Genomic DNA, 19048 nt, shown 5'->3' with positions numbered 1-19048 from the left:
CAGCCGAAGGTCTCGTTGCGACCAGCCCAGAAACAAAAACGCCCCCGTCTCCGGGGGCGTTTTGCTGTGAGCTGTCCATCAGGCGCAGGCCAGGAAGGCCGGTACCGGGGCAAGAAGGCATCAATCCTTCTTGAGGAAGCCCTGGAACTTCTTCTGGAAGCGGGAGACGCGGCCGCCGCGATCCATCAGCTGCTGGGTGCCGCCGGTCCAGGCCGGGTGCGACTTGGGGTCGATGTCGAGGTTGAGCTTGTCGCCCTCTTTGCCCCAGGTCGAGCGGGTCTGGTACTCGGTGCCATCGGTCATCACGACCGTAATCGTATGATAATTCGGGTGAATGTCGGCTTTCATGGCTGATCCTACGGCACGATGCGAAGACATGATGCGGCGCGGCCGCGCCTGATCCTGTCGTCACTGAAGGGGGACAATTGCCGGGCTCTATAGCCCAAGGTTCTGCCCAAAACAAGCCAAGGTCGCGGATGAACACCTTGGTACGTTTCCGGATTTGCCAAGCCCGGCCCGGCAGGCCTATCAGGACGGCAGATCGGTATTTGGAACAATTCTCAGGTGGCCCATGAGCGTAGTGGAACGGCTTGACGAGCGGCAGGGCGCTGCCCCAGGGCAGGATCCGGTCGGAGATGCCGTTGCGGCCGTCGAGGCATTGGCCGAGCCGGCAAGCCCTGTGCGGCGCTCGAAGCTGCGCCCGCTGCTGGCGCTGTCTCCCTATGTCCTGCGCTATCGCGGCCGTGCCCTCCTGGCGCTGATCGCGCTCACGGTCGCGGCGCTGACCACGCTGCTGGTCCCGATCGCGGTCCGCCGCATGATCGATTTCGGCTTCACGCCGAAAGGCATCGAACTGATCAACAGCTATTTCAGCGTCATGATCGCCGTGGTGGCGGTGCTCGCGCTGGCAAGCGCGGCCCGCTACTACCTCGTCATGACGATCGGCGAGCGCATCGTCGCCGATCTCCGGCGCGACGTGTTCGCGCATCTGATGTCGCTGTCGCCGTCGTTCTTCGATTCCGCGCGCTCCGGCGAGCTGGTGTCGCGGCTCACCGCCGACACCACCCAGATCAAATCGGCGGCGGGCGCCTCCGTGTCCATCGCGCTGCGCAATCTGCTGCTGTTCATCGGGGCCACCGCAATGATGGTGATCACGAGCCCGAAGCTGTCCGGCTTCGTGCTGCTGGCGATCCCGCTGATCGTGCTGCCGCTGGTGGCGTTCGGGCGCTGGGTCCGGCGGCTGTCGCGCAACGCCCAGGACACGCTCGCCGACGCCTCGGCCTATGCGTCCGAGCTGATCGGTTCGATCAGGACGGTGCAGGCCTATACCAGCGAGAGGCTCGCGGCGGCGCGCTTCGGCGGAGAGGTCGAGCAGGCCTATGAGGCGGCGCGGGTCTCGACCCAGGCGCGCGGCGTGCTCACCGCGATCATCATCTTCATCGTGTTCTCCAGCGTCGTCGCGATCCTCTGGGTCGGCTCGCACGACGTGCTGACCGGTGCGATCAGCGCCGGACGGCTCGGTCAGTTCGTGCTCTACGCGGCCTTCGCGGCCGCCGGGCTCGGCCAGCTCTCGGAGGTCTGGGGCGAAGTGTCGGCGGCGTCCGGCGCGGCCGAGCGGCTGTTCGAGCTGTTGCACGTGCAGCCGGAAATCACGGCGCCCGCGCAACCGCGCCCGATGCCGGAGCCGGCGCGTGGCGACCTCGGCTTCGAGCGGGTCAGCTTCGCCTATCCGGGTCGCCCAGACGTCCGCGTTCTCGAGGACGTGTCGTTCTCCATTCGCGCCGGTGAGAAGGTCGCAATCGTCGGCCCCTCCGGCGCCGGCAAGAGCACGCTGTTCCATCTGCTTCTGCGCTTCTACGATCCCGCCTCCGGCTCGATCTCGTTCGACGGTGTGCCGGTGCGCGCGGCCGACCCGCGCAAGATGCGCGAGCGCATCGCGCTGGTGCCGCAGGAATCCGTGGTGTTCGCCGCCAGTGCGCGTGAGAACATCCGCTTCGGCCGGCCCGAGGCGACCGACGCCGAGGTCGAGCGCGCCGCCGATCTCGCTCATGCCAGCGAATTCATCCGCCGCTTGCCGAACGGCTTCGACACCTCGCTCGGCGAGCGCGGCGTCACGCTCTCGGGCGGCCAGCGCCAGCGCATCGCCATCGCGCGCGCCATCCTGCGCGATGCGCCGCTGCTGCTGCTCGACGAGGCGACCTCGGCGCTCGACGCCGAGAGCGAGACGCTGGTACAGACTGCGCTCGAGGGGCTGATGAAGGACCGCACCACCCTGGTGATCGCGCATCGACTCGCCACGGTGCTGTCCTGCGACCGCATCCTGGTCATGGACCGCGGCCGCATCGTCGAGCAGGGCACCCACACGTCGCTGGTTGCGGCCAACGGTCTCTATGCGCGGCTGGCCCGGCTGCAGTTCGAGGGCGTGTAGTTCCTGCAACACCGTGGACGGCCGGCAACACCCTCGAATTCTCGTTCCCGACCCTGCAACCTTTCTCCCGCCTTGTACGTTCCCTGCCGGAACAGATGGCGCGCCGCTCGTAGCAGGCGTGCCTGGTCCTAACAGGAGCAACGGACATGCCTTATCGTCGTGGCAGTTTTGCCCTCACGCCGCCCTCGTTCGTGATCTTCGCAATCGCGCTGGTGCTCGCCCTCGTCGCGATGCTCGCGCACTACATGCACGCTTCGGTGCCGCTGCTGTCGGCCGCGCACGCCTTCGATGCGCTGGCGATTGCGTTCGTGGTGTTGACGATCGGCGTGCTGTTTCGCGGCGTGTAGTTGCTGATCGCTGCACCCTCGGTGTCGCCCCTGCGAACGCAGGGGCCCATAACCACAGACCGATGTTTGGCGCCCGAATGCCAGGGACACCCACTCGTCGCAAAACCTCTGCCGCGGCGTATGGGTCCCGGATCTGCCCTCGCTGCGCTCGGTTGTCCGGGACGACAGTGGTGTGTGTCGCCGCAGTGCAATCCAATCGCTTCTAAGGCGTCCACGCCATTCGCAGCACCGGACGGCCCGACGTCGGGTTGACGTCCTCGCCGGCCTCCGCGAAGCCGCAGCGCTTGTAGAAGCGAATGGCGCGGGCGTTGTCCTTGTTGACCAACAGCGTGATGCCGCCGGGCGAACGCTGCTTGGCCACGTCGACGAGCTGCGTGGCGAGCGGCGAGCCCCAGTGCCGGGGCGAGACCACGAGCTGATCGAGATAGCCCGACGCATCGATCGTGACAAAGCCGGCAAGTGCCCCCTCCGTCTCGGCGACGATCACGTCCGCCTTCGGCACCAGCTCATTTCGCCAGCGCTCACGCCACCATGGAACGCGCGCGGCAAAATCGATGGCGGGATAGGCGAGCTGCCACGTCTCCTGCCACAACGCGATCGCCGCGTCCTCGTCCTCGGCGCGATAGGGGCGCAGGGTGGAGGTCGACGTCACCGCTCCGTCAGCTTCAGCTCGATGCGCCGGTTGCGGCGGAAGGCATCCTCGGTATTCGCGGGGTCGAGCGGCTGGAATTCGGCGAAGCCGGCCGCGACCAGGCGCTGGGCAGGCACGCCGAGCGAGATCAGATACTGCACCACCGAGATGGCGCGCGCCGAGGACAATTCCCAGTTCGACTTGAACACCGGGCTGTTGATCGGACGAACGTCGGTGTGGCCATCGACCCGCAGCACCCAGGAGATCTCAGCGGGGATCTGCTTGTCGAGATCGACCAGCGCCGTCGCCACCGAGTTCAGCTCCTGCTGGCCCTCGGGCAGCAGGGTGGCTTGCCCCGTGTCGAAGAACACCTCGGACTGGAACACGAAGCGGTCGCCGACGACGCGAATGTCGGGACGGTTGCCGAGGATGGCGCGCAGCCGGCCGAAGAACTCCGAGCGGTAGCGGGTGAGTTCCTGCACCCGCTGTGCCAGCGCGACGTTGAGGCGCGAGCCGAGATCGGCGATGCGGCTCTGCGATTCCTTGTCGCGCTTCTCCGAGGCATCGAGCGCATCCTCGAGCGCGGCGAGCTGGCGGCGCAGTGCGCTGATCTGCTGGTTGAGCACCTCGATCTGGGCCAGCGCCCGCGCCGTGACCTGCTTCTCGGAGTCGAGCGCCCGGTTGAGCTCGTTGGCGCGGCCGGCGGCATTGCTGCCGGCATTGGCGAGCCCGTCATAGAGACCCTTGACGCGGTCGCGCTCGGCTTCGGCGCTTGCGAGCCCGGCGCGCAGTTGCGCGACCTGGTCGTCCAGCGAGAGCTTGCCGAGCTTCTCCAGGGACAGCATCTCGTTGAGCTGTGCGATCTTGGCGTTGAGCTGCTCCAGCGCCTTGTCCTTGCCGGTGACCTCCTGCGACAGGAAGAACTGCACCACCAGGAACACGGTCAGCAGGAACACGATCGACAGCACCAGCGTCGAGAGCGCGTCGACGAAGCCCGGCCAGTAGTTGAGGCCGGAATCTCCACGGCGGGTACGGGCAAGCGCCATTCAGCGTCTCCTAGTTCATCTTCGGCAGGCCGGTGGAGCAGCTCAACTCTTCTCGGTCTGCCGCGCGAGCCGCTCCAGCAGCCGCTTGATCTCGCGGTTCTGCTCGCCCTGGCCGTCGGCCCATTCGCGGATCATCTGCTGCTCGGTGCGCATGTGCCCGACCAGCCCCTGGATCGCCTCGGCGAGGTTGGCCATCGCCGCGGTGGCGCCGCGGTTCGAGCCGTCCTCCATGGCGGTGCGCAGCCGCTCGATGGCGACCGAGAGATCGGCCCCGGTATCGCCCGTCCCGCCATATTCGCGCACGGTGCCCGCGAGCCAGTCTTCCAGGTCGGTATAGAAGCGGTTCTGCGCCTGGCTCGACTGCAGGTCGAGGAAGCCGAGGATCAGCGAGCCGGCGAGGCCGAACAGCGAGGACGAGAACGAGATGCCCATGCCGCCCAGCGGCGCGGCAAGGCCGCCCTTCAGCGTATCGAACAGCGCGCCGGCGTCGCCACCGACCTTGAGGCCCTCGATCACCTTGCCGACCGAGCCGACCGTCTCGATCAGGCCCCAGAACGTGCCGAGCAGGCCGAGGAACACCAGCAGGCCGGTCATGTAGCGGGAGATGTCGCGGGCCTCGTCCAGGCGCGTAGCGATCGAGTCGAGCAGATGGCGCATGGTCTGCTGTGAGATCGACATCCGCCCCGAGCGCTCGCGGCCGAGGATGGCGGCCATCGGCGCCAGCAGGACCGGGTGACGAGGCACCGCCAGGCCGGGATCGGCGATGCGGAAATTGTTGACCCAGGACACTTCCGGATAGAGCCGGACCACCTGTCGGAACGACAGGATGACGCCGATCAGCAGCACCGCCCCGATCAGGGCGTTGAGGCCGGGATTGGCGAAGAACGCCATGATGATCTGCTTGTAGAGCACGACGCCGACCAGCGCGCACAGCACCAGGAAGACCAGCATCCGCACCAGGAAGATCCGGGGCGAGGACAATTTGGTCATTTCGACGTCCATCGCGGAGCGGGAAGGGGAGCCTTGAGGCATTGTCGATGACATCCGTTGCGGGGACCGGTCCCTAAAATCCACTATGGCACAGCAGCAGCGGGAAAAAAGCCGCGATCGGCGCAATCCCCGTCCCCTGCGCGGAACTATGGCTGAAACCGGCGGGCATCCGCGGCGTAGTTAGTCCCGTGGCTCATATCTAGCGGGAACGCCCTGGCTTTGTCATGACCGTCGTTGAATATCTGCAAGCGCTCCTGGCGATGGCCGCGGCGATGTCGGTGCTGATGGGGCTCGCCTGGGTCGTGCAGCAGCGCAGCGGCAACTCCGGCTGGGTCGACACGATCTGGACATTTTCCGTCGGGCTGGTCGGCGCCGCCGGCGCGATCTGGCCCGCCGGCGGCGCGGACACCAACGCGCGGCAGTGGCTGGTCGCGGTGCTGGTGGCGGTCTGGTCGCTGCGGCTCGGCGGCCATGTCGCGGCACGCAGCCGCGGCATGTCCGACGACCCGCGCTATGCGGAGTTCGCCCGGCAATGGGGCGCGGCCGCACCGCGGCGCATGTTCCTGTTCCTGCAGCAGCAGGCCTGGGGCTCGATCCCGCTGGTGTTCGCGATGTTCGTCGCGGCCCATGCGCCGGCCGCCGAGCTGCGTCTGCAAGACTATCTCGGCATCCTCGTGCTGTTCGCGGGCATCGCCGGCGAGGGCGTCGCCGACGCTCAGCTCAAGGCGTTCCGCGCCGATCCCGCCAACAAGGGCAAGGTGTGCGACGTCGGCCTGTGGCGCTGGTCGCGCCATCCCAACTATTTCTTCGAATGGGTGTGCTGGCTGTCCTACCCGGTCATCGCGCTGTCATTCGATCATCCGTGGGGCTTCGCCAGCCTGCTCGCGCCGCTGTTCATGTACTGGATCCTGGTCCACGTCACCGGCATCCCGCCGCTGGAACAGCAGATGCTGCGCTCGCGCGGCGATCGCTACCGGGCCTATCAGGCGCGCACCAGCGCGTTCTTTCCCCTGCCGCCAAATCCTTTTACGAAGTAACGGAGCCACTGCATGAGCTTCATCTCGACCATCATCGGCGCCGCCGAGCGTGTGCCGCTGCCTGACGCCGTCATCCGCTCAGCGATCTCCGAATTGTGCGCACGCACCGCGGCGCGGCTGGGCGGGGCCGATGCAATGGGTGATGCAGAGTTCGCCCGTGTGCTGACGATGCGCCCGATCGCCGAGCATACCGACGCGGCGAACAGCCAGCACTACGAGGTGCCGGCGGCGTTCTTTGCCCGCGTGCTCGGGCCGAACCGCAAATATTCCTGCTGCTTCTACAAGGAGCCGGTCTCGACCCTGCAGGAGGCGGAGGAGGAGGCGCTGCGCCAGACCGTCGCCAATGCCGATCTGCAGGACGGCCAGAGCATTCTCGAGCTCGGCTGCGGCTGGGGCTCGCTGTCGCTGTTCATGGCCCGGCAGTTCCCGCATGCGAAGATCACGGCGGTGTCGAACTCGCATTCGCAGCGCCGCGCGATCGAGGAGATGGCGGCCGCGCGCGGCCTGCTCAATTTGCGGGTCGTCACCGCCGACATGAACGGGTTCGCTCCCGACGCGCGGTTTGATCGCATCGTCTCGGTGGAGATGTTCGAGCACATGATGAACTGGCGCGAGCTGCTGTCGCGGGTCAGATCATGGCTCGCGCCGGACGGCCGCCTGTTCATGCACATCTTCACCCACCGCACCGGATCCTACCTGTTCGACCGCAACGATCGCGAGGACTGGATTGCGCAGCACTTCTTCACCGGCGGCATCATGCCGAGCCACGGCCTGATCCGGCAGTACGCGGATCTGTTCGCGGTCGAGAAGGAATGGCGCTGGAGCGGCACGCATTATCAGCGCACGGCACGGGACTGGCTCGCCAATTTCGATGCCGACTACAACCGCATCCTGCAGGTGCTGCAGCCGGTCTATGGCGACGACACGGCGCTGTGGATGCGCCGCTGGCGCTGGTTCTTCCTCGCCACCGCGGGTCTGTTCGGGCACGACGAAGGCCGTGAATGGGGCGTCAGTCACTACCGCCTGCGGCCGGCGAACTAATTTGTTCGCTGCGGCGGGATGCCGCAGCTCCGAAGGAGATTCGCGTTTCGCTGTGCGGATTCTGCGGGGAACCTGCTGCCACAAAGCACTCACAATTAGGTGAGTCCAAAAAAATCTTGATCTATCAGTCACGTAGTTCGTGTGACATCAAGCCGCCCGGGTTCCGCGTTGCGTCGCAGCAGCTCTTTTCTATGTTGCAGGCAAGGCGAGCGCCAGAATGGCGCCATGACTGGGCCATCCGGTCGACCGGTTTTCATCATCATTGAGGGGCTCCTCCACCCATGTCTCGTTTTCGCGCGTCGCTGGTCAGCAGTGCATTGATGCTCGCGGCCGCCGCGCCGCTGCTGGCCGGCTGTAACGACCCCATCCAGGCTCAGGCCTCCGCCAATGAGCAGATCGTCATCCCCGACGTCGGCATCGTGACCGTCGAGCAGAAGGCGCGAGCGATCGTGCGCGAGCTGCCCGGCCGCATCGCGCCGACCCGCGTCTCCGACGTCCGTCCGCGCGTCTCGGGCATCATCGTCGAGCGGCTGTTCCGCCAGGGCAGCGAGGTCAAGGCGGGCGATCCGCTCTATCGCATCGATCCGAAACCGTTCGAGGTGGAGATCATGTCGAGCCGGGCGGCGCTGGCCAAGGCCGAGGCGGTGCATGAGCGCGCGGTGCAGCAGGCGCGCCGCATCGCCCTGCTGTTCAAGGAGCGCGCTGCGCCCGAGGTCGAGCAGGAGAAGGCGGTCGCGAGCGAGCGCGAAGCCGCGGCCGACATCGAGGCCCGCAAGGCCGATCTCGCGCGTGCCCAGCTCAATCTCGACTATGCGACCGTGCGCGCGCCGATCGACGGCATCGTCGGTGCGGCCCAGGTCAGCGAGGGCGCCATCGCGGTCCAGAACGAGACCTCGCTGGTCACGATCCAGCAGCTCGATCCGATCTATGCCGACTTCACCCAGTCGGTGAGCGAGCTCAACCGCCTGCGCCGGGCGTTCGAGTCGGGCGACCTCGACCAGATCTCGCCCGACGCGATCAAGGTCCGTCTCGTGCTCGACGACGGCACGCCGTATTCGATCCCCGGCAAGCTCTTGTTCTCCGACGCCAAGGTCGATGCCGCCACCGGTCAGGTCACCCTGCGCGGCGAGTTCGCCAATCCGAAGCGCGAGCTTCTGCCGGGCATGTATGTCCGCGTCCGCATCGAGCAGGGCATCGACAGCGACTCCGTCGGCGTGCCGCAGCAGGCGGTGCAGCGCAACGCGGCCGGCGGGTCCGAGGTCTACGTCATCCGCGACGACAACCGCGCGATCGCCAGGCCGGTCCGCACCGGTCCGACCCAGGATGGCCTGGTGCTGATCACCGACGGTCTGCGCGCCGGCGACAAGGTCGTGGTCGACGGCTTCCAGAAGTTCGCCGCCGGCGACAGGGTCGCGCCGCAGGTCTGGACCGAGGTCAGCGCCGCGACGCAGCTCGAATCGAAGTCGGCGACGCGGTAAGTCGCATGCCGAGCTTCTTCATCGACCGGCCTATCTTCGCCTGGGTCGTCGCGCTGTTCATCTGCCTGATCGGCGCGATCGCGATTCCGCTGCTGGCGGTGGCGCAATATCCGATCATTGCGCCGCCCTCGATCTCGATCTCGACGAGCTATCCCGGCGCATCGCCGGAGAACCTCTACAACAGCGTGACGCGGCTCATCGAGGAGGAGCTCAACGGCGCTTCCGGCATTCTCAATTTCGAATCCACCAGCGATTCGCTAGGCCAGGTCGAGATCACCGCGAACTTCGTGCCGGGCACGTCGACCAACGACGCCTCGGTCGAGGTACAGAACCGCCTCAAGCGTGTCGAGGCGCGGCTGCCGCGCGCCGTCATCCAGCAGGGCATCCTGGTCGAGGAAGCCTCCGCCGCGGTGCTGCAGATCATCACCCTGCAGTCGACCGACGGCAGCCTCGACGAGGTCGGCCTCGGCGACTTCATGATCCGCAACGTGCTCGGCGAAGTCCGGCGCATTCCCGGCGTCGGCCGCGCCACGCTGTATTCGACCGAGCGCTCGCTGCGCGTCTGGCTCGATCCGGCCAAGCTGGTCGGCTACGGCCTCACCGCCGACGACGTCACCAAGGCGATCGGCGCGCAGAACGCGCAGGTCGCCTCGGGCAGCATCGGCGCCGAGCCCGCGACGACCTCGCAGCGCACCTCGGCGCTGGTGCTGGTCAAGGGCCAGCTCGATTCGCCCGACGAGTTCGGATCGATCATCCTGCGCGCCAATGCCGACGGCTCGACGGTCCGGCTGCGCGACGTCGCCCGCATCGAGATCGGGGGCCTGAGCTATCAGTTCAACACCCGCCTCAACGGCAAGCCGACCGCGGGCCTGTCGGTGCTGCTGTCGCCGACCGGCAATGCGCTGGCGACCGCGAGCGCGGTCGAGGCCAAGATGAAGGAGCTGTCGCGCTTCTTCCCGTCCAACATCAGCTATGAAATCCCCTACGACATCACGCCGGTCGTCAAAGCCTCGATCAAGCGGGTGCTGATGACCCTGGTCGAAGCCGTCGTGCTGGTGTTCGTGGTGATGTTCCTGTTCCTGCAGAACATCCGCTACACCATCATCCCGACCATCGTCGTGCCCGTGGCGCTGCTCGGCACCTGCGCGACGCTGATGCTGGTCGGCTACTCCATCAACATGCTGACGATGTTCGGCATGGTGCTCGCGGTCGGCATCCTCGTCGACGATGCCATCGTCGTGGTCGAGAACGTCGAGCGCATCATGACCGAGGAGGGGCTGTCGCCGAAGGAGGCGACGCGCAAGGCGATGGGCCAGATCACTGGCGCCATCATCGGCATCACCCTGGTGCTGATGGCGGTGTTCGTGCCGATGGCGTTCTTCCCCGGCTCGGTCGGCATCATCTACCGGCAGTTCTCGGTCACCATGGTGGCGGCGATCGGCTTCTCGGCGCTGCTGGCGCTGTCGCTGACGCCGGCGTTGTGCGCCACCCTGCTGAAGCCGGTCACGGCCGGCCACGGCCACGCGAAGAAGGGCGTGTTCGGCTGGTTCAACCGCTTCATGGACAGCAGCCGCAACCGCTACGCCGGCGTGGTCGGCGGTGCGCTGAAGCGCACCGGACGGCTGATGCTGATCTATGCGATCTTCCTGGTCGGGTTGACCTTCGCCTTCATCCGGCTGCCGGGCGGCTTCCTGCCGGTCGATGACCAGGGCTTCATCACCACCGACGTGCAGACACCGGCGGACTCCTCCTATGCGCGGACGCAGGCGGCCGTCGAGGCGGTCGAGAAGTATCTCGCCAAGCGCGAAGGGATCGAGAACGTCACCTTCCTGACCGGCTTCAGCTATGCCGGCCAGGGCGTCAACACCGCCCAGGCCTTCATCTCGCTGAAGGACTGGTCGGAGCGCAGCAAGCGTGACGGCGCCGCGGCGCTGGTCGCCGACATCAACCGCGATCTCGCCGGCTTGCGCGACGCCAAGATCACGGCGCTGCAGCCGCCGCCGATCGACAATCTCGGCAACTCCTCGGGCTTCAGCTTCCGCCTGCAGGACCGCGGCCAGAAGGGCTATGCCGCGCTGACCGCCGCCGCCGACCAGCTGATCGCAGAAGCCAATGCGAGCCCCGTGCTGCAGAAGGTCTATGTCGAAGGCCTGCCGCCGGGACCCCAGGTCAATCTGATGATCGACCGCGAGAAGGCCGGCGCCTTCGGCGTCACCTTCGAGGACATCAACAACACGATCTCGACCAATCTCGGCTCTACTTACGTGAACGACTTCCCCAACCGCGGCCGCATGCAGCGCGTCGTGGTGCAGGCCGATCGCATCAGCCGCATGAACGCAGACGATATCCTCAACTACAGCGTCAAGAACGCCAAGGGACAGCTGGTGCCGTTCTCGTCGTTCGCGACGATCCAATGGGCCAGGGGACCGAGCCAGATCGCCGGCTTCAACTACTATCCGGCGATCCGCATCTCCGGCGAGGCCAAGCCGGGCTACACCTCGGGCGATGCGCTCAAGGAGATGGAGCGGCTCGCCGGCAAGCTGCCGCGCGGCTTCGGCTATGAATGGACCGGACAGTCGCTGCAGGAGAAGCTGTCGGGCTCGCAGGCGCCGCTGCTGCTGGGCCTGTCGGCGCTGGTGGTGTTCCTGTGCCTGGCCGCGCTCTACGAAAGCTGGACGATCCCGCTCGCGGTGCTCTTGACCGTGCCGCTCGGCATCCTCGGCGCCGTCGTCGCCGCCAATCTGCGCGGCCTGTCCAACGACGTGTACTTCACGGTGGCGCTGATCACCATCATCGGACTCGCCGCCAAGGACGCGATCCTGATCATCGAGTTCGCCAAGGACTTGCGCGCCCACGGCAAGCCGCTGGTCGCGGCGACGATCGAGGCCTGCTCCTTGCGCTTCCGCCCGATCATCATGACCGGCCTCGCCTTCGTCTGCGGCGTGCTGCCGATGTCGATGGCGACGGGCGCCGGCGGCGCGAGCCAGCAGGCGCTCGGCACCAACGTGATGGGCGGCATGATCGCGGTGGTGATCCTGGCGCTGCTGATGGTGCCGGTGTTCTTCGTCTCGGTGCAGCGCGTGCTCGCAGGCGATCGGGAGAAGACGGAGGGGGTGGCGGAGCGTGAGGCCTATGGGCCACCGGCGCCGGCGAAGTCGTAGGCGATCATGAATGGTCTGTCCGGAGGATTGTGCCGACATCCTGCCGCGCGGCCGGTCTGCTCTCCTCCCCCTCGCGGGGAGGGGTTGGGGGTGGGGGGCGCCGAACGCCGAACGTCGTGGCATGCTCCGTTCAAGAGTCAGTCAGCGGACATCGGTGCGAAGCGCACGATCTGTAGCGGACCGACTGCGCACACATGAATTGGGCGGTGGGTCATCACATCGAGCGTGACTCGTGGACCCCCACCCCTCCCCGCAAGGGGGAGGGGAGCGCACCGGCTTCGCGGCCGCGCTCGAAATCCCCTCTCTGTCTGGAGTTCGCCACTCTCCGCGTGTATGATCCGCCGACGTGAAGCGGTAACGGCATGTCGATGTTCCCACGCAAATTGGCTTTCGCGTTTCTGCTGGCTGGCCTCTGCCTCGGCGCTCCCGGGGCTCACGCCCAGTCTGGCCCCGTGAAATACTGGCTGCCGGGCTGGCCGGTCGGCTTCAGCGATGCCGGCAGCCTCGACTCCTACGGCAACTTTCCGAGCTTCACGGCGAACGGCAGCGACAGCGGCTTCTTCTCGCGGCGCTACAGCGTGACGAACAATTGGTCGGCGCTCACTGGCGTCGGCCTGAGCTCGAACATCGTCAATCGCTACGGCTCGCTCGGCTCGTACACGACCGAAGGCGCGCAATACGGCTACACCTTCAAGAGCGGCGTCAGTGTCTACGGCGGCTTCGACACGCTGAAATACAATCCCGGCCTCGGCGGCCCGTTCGCGACGTTCGATTCGCGCTCCACCTCGACGCCCGCTTATGCGATCAACGGCGGTGTCGAGTTCAAGCCGACGAGCAACGTCAGTTTGTCGCTCGGCTTCAGCTATGCCGGCCAGTCGTCCGACCGCGTCGACAGCGACATCAACTCGCCGGCGCTGCCAGGTGCTACGCCCCAGGCGTTCACCAGCGGGCGGCGGTAGAGCCCGGCAACCAAACGACACCCTCGGTGTCGTCCCGGACAAGCGCGCGGCACGCGCGCGCCGATCCGGGACCCATACCCCCAGGGAGAGGTTTGAGGCACGCTGGTCGACCGGTCTTGCTCAGGCACGAGAGCCGGTGGCTGGGTTCCGGCTCAAGGCCGGGACGGACACGATGTGTGAGGCCAGAGCTCGCGCCAGGCCCGCAGAGTGCAGACTGAAGACCCGATCGGAGGCTCGAACTACGCCGCCGCCTTCAGCACCTTCACCAGCTCGCGGTGAATGACCTCGTTGCCGCACACGACGTGGCCGGTGGCCAGCGCGTCCTCCTTGCCGTCGATACCGGAAACGGTGCCACCGGCCTCACGCACCATGATCAAGCCGGCGGCGATGTCCCAGGGTTGCAGGTCGCGCTCCCAATAGGCGTCGAAGCGCCCCGCCGCGACGAAGGCGAGGTCGAGCGAGGCGGCGCCGAAGCGGCGCAGGCCCGCGACCTTGACCTGCAGCGAGGTCATCTCGCGCAGGAACAGCTGGTGGTCGCCGCGGCCGATATGCGGCAGGCCGCAGGCGATGACGCATTCGTGGAGCTGGCGCCGTGCGGCGACGCGCAGCCGCTGGTCGTTGAGGAACGCGCCCTTGCCACGCTCGGCGATGTAGAGCTCGTCATTGGCGGGATTGTAGATCACACCGGCGATCACGGTGTCCTCGCGCTGAAGCGCGATCGAGATCGCGAATTGCGGGATGCCGTGCAGGAAATTGGTGGTGCCGTCGAGCGGGTCGACGATCCAGGTGTGCGACTTGTCGCTGCCTTCCCGCTTGCCGCCTTCCTCGCCGACAAAGCCGTAGCCGGGACGGGCCTTGGAGAGATCCTCGTACAGCATCTCCTCGGCCTTCTTGTCGGCGCGCGAGACGAAGTTCGCTGGCCCCTTCAGCGACACCTGCAGGTGCTCGATCTCGCCGAGATCGCGCTTGAGGTTGCGGCCGGCGCGGCGCGCGGCCTTGACCATGACGTTGATGAGGGCGGAATGGATCATGAGCTCGATGCGCTGGGCTGACCGCACCTTGCGGTGCGCGCCTTCCCCGGAAGCGGACGAAGGCGGGTGAAATGGCTGGCTGTGGGTGCCCTGCCGGGGCCGCCGCGTCAAGGCCGGATCAGCGGCCGATCACTTGATGGTGCCCAGCCAGCGCTTGGCGGCCTGCTCGCCCTTGGCACGGTCCTCGGGGGGCATGTCGGCGAATTTCTCGTCGAGCTTGGGATCGCCCTTGCCGGCCGTCTTGGCCACCAGGTGCCATTTGTAGGCCTCGACCTTGTCCATCTGGGTGGCGATTCCATACAGCAGCACCCATGCCAGCCGGTTCTGGGCGACCGGGCTGTTCTGCCGCGCGGCCCGGCGCAGCAGCGCGATGGCCGCGGGCTGGTCCTTCGGCACGCCGGTGCCGTTGAACAGCGCGATGGCGTATTCGACCTCGGCGTCGACATTGTCGGCGATCGCGGCGGCCTGCAGCAGGCGGGCGGCCTTCTCCGGGTCCTGCGGGACGCCGGTGCCCGACTTGTAGAACGTCGCCAGCGCATATTGCGCCTCGGGACTGCCGGCGTCGGCCGCCATGCGCAGCAGCTCGGCCGAGCGCTTGAGGTCCTGCGGCAGGGTCTGGCCGTCGAGATAGAGCAAAGCGAGATTGTAGGCGGCCTTGGGCTCGCCGAGCTTGGCGGCGGAAGCGAGCAGCTTCACCGCCTCCGGCTTGTCGATCGGGCCGCCGCGCCCGGCCAGCCGCATCATCGCCAGCGCGAACATCGCCTCGCGGTCGCCGGCCTCGGCGGCGCGCTTGTACCAGGTCGCCGCCTTGTCGTAGTCGCGGCGGATGCCCATGGCGTTTTCGTAGAGCTGGCCGAGCATCGCCATGGCCTTGGGATCGCCGGCCTGGGCGCGTGGCGACGCCAGGTCGAAGGCGGTCTTGTACTGGCCGCGCTGATAGGCGCCGTAGACCAGGTCGACATTGGGATCATTGGCGGCGGGCTGCGGCGTCGTGGCCGGTGCAGGAGCCGCCGGCTTGCCGGAGGGGGAAGGGGCCGGCTTCTTTGCCGCGGGCGGTGCCGGCGGCCTGGGCTTCTCAGCCGCCTTCTCCGCCGGCCGTTCGATCGGCTTGGGCTTTTCCGTCGGCGGCTGCAGAGCCGGCGGCGTCAACGAGATCTGCGCGGCCGCGCCCGTCATCGCCATGGCGAGCGCAGCAACAACACATGTCAGGCGCAGGATCGTCATCGGCCCCGTTCAGCTCTGTCCCGGCGCGTCGGCCGGCGCGGCCGCATATGCGCTCCGGATCGCGGTGCTGACCTCTGCAAGCGCCGCGGCGGGACCGCGGGCGTCGTTCCAGACGAGGTCGTCGACCAGCACGAAATCGGCTCCGGCCGCGACGAAGTCGGTGGCTTCCTTGAGCGAGATCGCATAGCCGACGCAGGGCGGCTCGAACAGCTCCGCCCACCAGGCGAGGCGCTCGTTGACGGCATCCGGCGAGGGCCGCCGTCCCTGCGCATCGCGCTCGCCGAACAGCACATAGTCGGCGCCGAGTTCGCCGGCACGCATCGAATCATGGCGTGTCGACAGGCCGCCGCCGCCGGCGATGCGATCCGGCTTCAGCCCCGGCAGCGCCTCCTCTAGCGCAGCGACGCCGGTCAGATGCGCGCCATCGGCGCCGGCGCGGGCGACGATGTCGGGATGTCCGTCGATCAGCAGCGCCGCACCGGCGCCCTGGATCGCCGGCGCCAGCGTCTTGACCGCCGTGATCATGCTGCGCGGATCGCTCTCCTTCAGCCGCACCAGCACCGCCGCGACATCGGCGTTGGCGAGGATCGCCGGCAGGCCGGCGGCCAGCGCCGCCGCATCGGTCACGACCGGCGTTGCCAGATAGAGGCGCGGTGCGGGCCGCGTGGAAGTCGTCTTGCCGGACACTATGCGGCCTCTTTCTCGAGCGCTGCGGTCCACTGGCCGCGGCTTGCAAGCGCGTTCATGCGGGCGCGGTGGGTGAAGGCCCGCTGGCCGGCGGGGACGTTCGCCGCCTTGCCGGCCCATGCCTGTTGCGGCGCCGCCTGCAGCGCGCGGCCATAGGAGAAGGTCAGCCTCCAGGGCAGCGGCCCGAGCCGGTTCATCGCGTCGAGATGCGCGGTGGCACTCTCGTCCGATTGTCCGCCGGACAGGAAGGCGATGCCGGGCACCGCCGCGGGCACGCATTCCTTCAGCAGCTGGACGGTCCTTTCGGCGACCTCCTGCACCCCGGCATGGTCCGGCGACTGCTTGCCGGGCACCGCCATGTTGGGCTTCAGGATCATGCCCTCCAACGCGACGCGCTGGATGCGTAATTCACGAAACACCTCGTTCAGGACGCGGCGCGTGACGTCGAAGCAGCGACCGATGTCATGATCGCCGTCCATCAGCACCTCCGGTTCGACGATCGGCACGATGTTCGCGGCCTGGCACAGGGCGGCATAGCGGCCGAGCGCATGCGCGTTGACATGGATCGCTGTCATCGAAGGGATATTGTCCTTGTCGATATCGATCACGGCCCGCCATTTGGCGAAGCGCGCACCCAGCGCGTAGTACGTCGCCAGCCGATCCGCAAGCCTGTCGACGCCGACCGTGACCCGCTCGCCGGGGCAGCCGGGCAGCGGCTGCGTTCCCTCATCGACCTTGATGCCCGGAATGCCGCCGGCCGCCTCGATCAGCTTCACCAGCGGGGTGCCGTCGGCGGCGTTCTGGCGGATGGTTTCGTCATAGAGGATGACGCCGGAGATGAACGACATGCCTGCGCTGCGAAACAGCATCTCGCGATAGTCGCGGCGGTTCTGTTCGGTCGATTCCACCTTGATGGCATCGAAGCGCTTCTTGATCGTCCCGGTCGATTCATCGGCGGCGAGGATGCCCTTGCCCGGCGTGACCATGGCAAGGGCCGTGCTGTTCAGTGCGGAGAGATTCATGCTTGGCTCCAGACGCACCTGCCCTGCCCATCAAAATAGACGGTTCTCGGGCGGATGCCGAGCAAACATTGGCCGCAGCCAAGGCAGGCTCTCGCAGAGGTGAAGGAGAGATTGCTGATCAGACGACCTGTCGCGTCAAAGGCAGCCGACTCCCCTCCCCCTTGCGGGGAGGGGGTGGGGGTCCACGCGCGCTGAATTCAGTGAGTTGCGTCTACAATCGTCCCTCGTCAATCGCTATGGGGGGGCGCGCGGTCAGGCCTTCGCTGTGTCGCTCATAACTCATAACTGCAAGATCGCCGACACGTGCTATCGAGCCCATCACTGATAGGATCACTCGGAGACCCCCACCCCCGACCCCTCCCCGCAAGGGGGAGGGGAGCTCACTGCCGTCGCCGTGACCACCGAGGTCTAGCAAGCTCAGCGGGCTGAGTGGGCTGTAAACGCCGGCTCACGCCACCTTCGGATCGAGCTCGCCCTTGGCGTAGCGCTTGGCCATCTCGGCGGTCGTCAGCACGCGCTTGATCTTGGAAGCCTGACCGGCGGTGTTGAACTCCTGCAGGCGCTGCTTGCACAGCTTGGCCATCGCCTCCATCGCCGGCTTCAGGTACTTGCGCGGATCGAACTCTTCCGGGTGCTCCGAGAGCACCTTGCGGATCTGGCCGGTCATCGCCATGCGGTTGTCGGTGTCGATGTTGATCTTGCGCACGCCGTTCTTGATGCCGCGCTGGATTTCGCTGACCGGCACGCCCCAGGTCGGCTTCATCTTACCGCCGAAGGAATTGATGATCTCCTGAAGGTCCTGCGGCACCGACGATGAGCCGTGCATCACCAGATGCGTGTTCGGCAGCTTGCGGTGGATCTCCTCGATCACGTTCATGGCGAGGATGTCGCCGTCCGGCTTGCGCGTGAACTTGTAGGCGCCATGCGAGGTGCCCATCGCGATCGCGAGCGCGTCGACCTTGGTCTCACGCACGAACTTCACCGCCTCGTCGGGATTGGTCAGCAGCTGATCGTGCGACAGCTTGCCCTCGGCGCCGTGGCCATCCTCCTTGTCGCCCATGCCGGTCTCGAGCGAGCCGAGCACGCCGAGCTCGCCCTCGACCGAGATGCCGCCGAGATGCGCCATGTTGGTGACGGCCTTGGTCACCCCGACATTGTAGTCCCAGTCGCCGGGGGTCTTGCCGTCGGCCTTCAGCGAGCCGTCCATCATGACGGAGGTGAAGCCGGCCTGGATCGCGGTCATGCAGGTCGCGGGCTCGTTGCCGTGGTCGAGATGCACGCAGACCGGAATGTGCGGATAGATCTCGGTGACCGCGTCCATCATGTGCTTGAGCATCACGTCGTTGGCGTAGGAGCGGGCGCCGCGCGAGGCCTGGATGATGACGGGCGCGTCGACCGCATTGGCCGCCTCCATGATCGCCAGCGCCTGCTCCATGTTGTTGATGTTGAAGGCCGGGACGCCGTAGTCATTTTCCGCCGCGTGATCGAGCAATTGACGCAACGTGATACGAGCCATGGCTGGAACTCCCTGAGATTAAGGATTGGACCGTGCGGCAGGATGCGCACGCGCCGAAACTGCTGCACCGTGCATAACGCGGTGGTGGGCGGATTCCAAGGGCAGTGGCGACGCAGCCCGGAGGAGGAGGCGATCAGGATATGTCTAGGGTTAGCGCGTAGGGGCTGGCGCGTTGCCGGTAGCTCAACGATGGGAGATCAGGTCTTCCTGGCTTCAAGAGCCGCGATGCGCTCCTCGACCTCGGTGACACGCTCGTCGAAGTCACTGGCGGTCGCGCGCATCATCACCAGCATGCCGGCAGAGTCCCGACGCTGCTTGCGGATCAAGGCTTCCATGCGCTCGTGCTCGGCTCGATTATCCAGCCTGAACTGTCCGACCTCTGTCCGGAGCGCAGCAATGCTCTCCTGGATCTTGATCAGGATCGAATGGACAGCGTCTGTCGGAGTCTCG

The 19048-nt window shown here is 66.8% G+C and carries 17 protein-coding genes; 7 read left to right on the top strand and 10 right to left on the bottom strand.

The genetic code is table 11. The annotated features are described in order from the left end of the window. Positions 1-120 precede the first annotated feature (120 nt). Positions 121-348 (bottom strand): 50S ribosomal protein L31, encoded by a 228-nt coding sequence (gene rpmE / locus QX124_RS09755; RefSeq protein ID WP_015664357.1) that lies wholly within the window; start codon positions 346-348, stop codon positions 121-123. A 223-nt stretch (positions 349-571) separates the two neighbouring features. On the opposite strand from rpmE, the gene QX124_RS09750 reads away from it, so the two are divergent. Both QX124_RS09750 and QX124_RS09745 read left to right on the top strand, forming a co-directional pair. Further along, entirely contained in the window at positions 572-2428 is a 1857-nt protein-coding gene (locus QX124_RS09750) for an ABC transporter ATP-binding protein/permease (RefSeq protein ID WP_315734450.1), read from the top strand. 146 nt (positions 2429-2574) lie between these two features. Further along, positions 2575-2775, top strand: coding sequence for a hypothetical protein (locus QX124_RS09745; RefSeq protein WP_006614616.1), 201 nt, complete (start codon positions 2575-2577; stop codon positions 2773-2775). A 202-nt stretch (positions 2776-2977) separates the two neighbouring features. Here QX124_RS09745 and QX124_RS09740 read toward each other — a convergent pair whose 3' ends face one another. Genes QX124_RS09740 through QX124_RS09730 form a run of 3 tightly spaced genes read right to left on the bottom strand, consistent with a single transcriptional unit; the run spans position 2978 to position 5484 of the window. Beyond that, complete coding sequence (locus tag QX124_RS09740; RefSeq protein WP_315797033.1) at positions 2978-3427, bottom strand: GNAT family N-acetyltransferase; 450 nt, start codon at positions 3425-3427, stop codon at positions 2978-2980. Beyond that, complete coding sequence (locus tag QX124_RS09735; protein WP_315734445.1) at positions 3424-4452, bottom strand: peptidoglycan -binding protein; 1029 nt, start codon at positions 4450-4452, stop codon at positions 3424-3426. The genes QX124_RS09740 and QX124_RS09735 overlap by 4 nt, the downstream gene beginning before the upstream one ends. Before the next feature lie 42 nt (positions 4453-4494). Further along, complete coding sequence (locus QX124_RS09730; RefSeq protein WP_315734443.1) at positions 4495-5484, bottom strand: flagellar motor protein MotA; 990 nt, start codon at positions 5482-5484, stop codon at positions 4495-4497. 182 nt (positions 5485-5666) lie between these two features. Here QX124_RS09730 and QX124_RS09725 point away from each other — a divergent pair, with 182 nt between their 5' ends. The 5 genes from QX124_RS09725 to QX124_RS09705 all read left to right on the top strand — a co-directional run bounded on the left by QX124_RS09725 (position 5667) and on the right by QX124_RS09705 (position 13118). After that, positions 5667-6479: a DUF1295 domain-containing protein gene (locus tag QX124_RS09725; protein WP_315797032.1), complete on the top strand. Its 813-nt coding sequence runs from the start codon at positions 5667-5669 to the stop codon at positions 6477-6479. A gap of 12 nt (positions 6480-6491) precedes the next feature. Further along, positions 6492-7520, top strand: a complete 1029-nt coding sequence (locus QX124_RS09720; protein WP_315797031.1) for a cyclopropane-fatty-acyl-phospholipid synthase family protein — start codon at positions 6492-6494, stop codon at positions 7518-7520. A gap of 281 nt (positions 7521-7801) precedes the next feature. Beyond that, complete coding sequence (locus tag QX124_RS09715; RefSeq protein ID WP_315783585.1) at positions 7802-8998, top strand: efflux RND transporter periplasmic adaptor subunit; 1197 nt, start codon at positions 7802-7804, stop codon at positions 8996-8998. 5 nt (positions 8999-9003) lie between these two features. Then, positions 9004-12159: a multidrug efflux RND transporter permease subunit gene (locus QX124_RS09710; RefSeq protein ID WP_315783584.1), complete on the top strand. Its 3156-nt coding sequence runs from the start codon at positions 9004-9006 to the stop codon at positions 12157-12159. Between the two features lie 452 nt (positions 12160-12611). Beyond that, positions 12612-13118: a hypothetical protein gene (locus QX124_RS09705; protein WP_315797030.1), complete on the top strand. Its 507-nt coding sequence runs from the start codon at positions 12612-12614 to the stop codon at positions 13116-13118. A gap of 239 nt (positions 13119-13357) precedes the next feature. Here QX124_RS09705 and QX124_RS09700 read toward each other — a convergent pair whose 3' ends face one another. The 6 genes from QX124_RS09700 to QX124_RS09675 form a co-directional block, all read right to left on the bottom strand. Next, a complete protein-coding gene (locus tag QX124_RS09700) occupies positions 13358-14149 on the bottom strand; it encodes an inositol monophosphatase family protein (protein WP_315797029.1) in 792 nt (263 codons plus the stop codon). Positions 14150-14278: 129 nt separating this feature from the next. Then, the gene (locus QX124_RS09695) at positions 14279-15373 is read right to left on the bottom strand and encodes a tetratricopeptide repeat protein (RefSeq protein ID WP_315797028.1); all 1095 of its coding nucleotides are present in this window, start codon (positions 15371-15373) and stop codon (positions 14279-14281) included. A gap of 9 nt (positions 15374-15382) precedes the next feature. Beyond that, on the bottom strand, positions 15383-16060 hold the full coding sequence (locus QX124_RS09690; protein WP_315797027.1) for a thiamine phosphate synthase: 678 nt from the start codon (positions 16058-16060) through the stop codon (positions 15383-15385). Beyond that, a complete protein-coding gene (locus tag QX124_RS09685; protein ID WP_315797026.1) occupies positions 16060-17082 on the bottom strand; it encodes a class I fructose-bisphosphate aldolase in 1023 nt (340 codons plus the stop codon). The genes QX124_RS09690 and QX124_RS09685 overlap by 1 nt, the downstream gene beginning before the upstream one ends. 448 nt (positions 17083-17530) lie before the next feature. Next, on the bottom strand, positions 17531-18598 hold the full coding sequence (gene fba, locus QX124_RS09680) for a class II fructose-bisphosphate aldolase (RefSeq protein ID WP_315771738.1): 1068 nt from the start codon (positions 18596-18598) through the stop codon (positions 17531-17533). Between the two features lie 197 nt (positions 18599-18795). Next, positions 18796-18933, bottom strand: a complete 138-nt coding sequence (locus tag QX124_RS09675) for a hypothetical protein (RefSeq protein ID WP_315797025.1) — start codon at positions 18931-18933, stop codon at positions 18796-18798. Between the last annotated feature and the right edge of the window lie 115 nt (positions 18934-19048).

Origin of the sequence: Bradyrhizobium sp. SZCCHNRI3043 (assembly GCF_032377735.1) — a bacterium.
Lineage (GTDB): Bacteria > Pseudomonadota > Alphaproteobacteria > Rhizobiales > Xanthobacteraceae > Bradyrhizobium.
The sequence above is the reverse complement of the archived record's forward strand: the minus strand, read 5'-3'. Positions and strand labels throughout refer to the sequence as shown.